The sequence below is a fragment of the Psychrobacter lutiphocae DSM 21542 genome (genome assembly GCF_000382145.1).
In the GTDB taxonomy this organism is placed as follows: domain Bacteria; phylum Pseudomonadota; class Gammaproteobacteria; order Pseudomonadales; family Moraxellaceae; genus Psychrobacter; species Psychrobacter lutiphocae.
In genome coordinates this window covers 1-1,707 of the sequence record NZ_KB907695.1, presented here as the reverse complement: position 1 = coordinate 1,707, position 1,707 = coordinate 1, and the positions used below count along the sequence as shown (strand labels likewise).

General features: G+C 33.9%; 2 protein-coding genes. Both read right to left on the bottom strand.

What is annotated here, in order from left to right:
* Positions 1-648: hypothetical protein (locus H140_RS14830; RefSeq protein ID WP_033427098.1), on the bottom strand; the 648-nt coding region annotated here is incomplete at its 3' end.
* A partial coding sequence (locus H140_RS15320; protein WP_167320802.1) for an RHS repeat domain-containing protein occupies positions 623-1,707 on the bottom strand: 1,085 nt, incomplete at its 5' end. The genes H140_RS15320 and H140_RS14830, both read right to left, overlap by 26 nt.

Sequence of the window (1,707 nt, the reverse complement as noted above, 5' to 3'; positions counted from 1 at the left end):
CATAATCGATGCTGATGATTTAGCCTCATTGTAAACCCAGTTTTTACAATACCTTTTAATAAGATTAAGTTTAAAGTTTGACTTACTAAACATTAATTCATCTACGCAGAATTGACAGGGTGTATAGTTCAGTTGATTAAACTCTTTGTTTACAGGATATCCCTCTAATTGATCATTCCAATAAGGGATCGAAGCTGAAAATTGCAATACCTCCAACTCAAACATTCTAATATCAAACTCATTACTCAGATCAGTAGGTACAGGTAAATTAAATTGTTCACAAACATTTAAGACTTTCGACTCACTTAAACCCAGTTCATGAAAAATATTATAATAGAAATAGAGAAAACCACTTTCAATATCCTCTATTGTCCAACTTTTAAAAATCTTGAAAATCTCTCGGCTTTGGTAAATAAGTGCTAAATTATTAGTCGGAAGCCACCATAAGCCTAATTCATTTAAAGTAGTTCTGCTAGGATATTTTGACTTCTCATCAATTACATTAAAAATATTTTTATTTATTGGAAATTTGGATAAACTAAACTGCGGTGATACAAATAGAGAAAGCTTTATATCCATTAGCTTATCAATACTATCACTTGATAACACTTTACAACCCCTATTAAAACCAGCTTTTAAACTTATCATACATTTTATCTAATAACCCTTTTTGGTTTTTTTCAGCTTCTGACTTTGCATTTGCACTTGTCATTGTAGATCCTAAAACTAAAGCCAATCCTGACAAAATCGATATTCCATTTGATATTATCCAAGATATCGCTCCAATTAAAGCCGTTATAAGTGCTGCTATACCTATAGCATATATTGCAATTGCTGCTATTAATACTGCCACTATAATTATAGCTATTCCAGTCTTTTCGAGAGTCGTTAAATTAGTGGCATAATTTTGTAATGTTTTGATTTTTTGTTTAAGCTTTATAGCCAAAGCATTTTTCTCTAATAAATCAGCCGCTTTAGCTAGGCTTTGTTGCTGCTGTTTTTTTGATTCATCCTTTATGGAATAGAAAATTAAACCTGAAGGTTTTGAAAGACTACGTATTCCCTTAAATTTATTTGGAATATAGTCATCAAAAAACGAAACTTTTTTCGGTTTACCGCCCCACAAAAAAGGCACTTGATTTAACTTAACTTTACCCGCACAACCTGGGGACCAAATACCACGTTTAGCTGATTTAATATAGTTTTGAACTTGTTGTTTGGCTAAAGTATACTTAGACTGATCCCATAGATAACTTACAGGTTTCAACTCCCAGATATTACCTTTAAACTGAGTTCCTTTATCCTCAAGAGCTCTATTAGTGGGGTCAACAAAATAAGCATCAGGTAACAAACCTTGATTACCTGTTGGCCAAGTATAACCCCTACCATGAATGTATCTAGAGGTTTGTCCTCCCCAGCTAAAAGTTTTCCAATTATTAGTGGTTTGGGCTAAAATTTGAGGAGCAAATAATTTATTGTGCACATAAGTTCCTAATAAGGCAGCTTCATTTTCAGGCGCAAGCCCCCACCAATCAACAAACTCATGCGGTCTATCATTAGCAAAGGCATATAAATCCTTACCAGCTGCTAAGCCGACAGGATCAGGGGTTAGATACTGATTACGAGTCGGGCTAAAGTAGCGATGAATGTTGTAATGCAAGCCACTTTCGGCATCATAATACTGATTTGAGCCCCTTAAGTTTACTT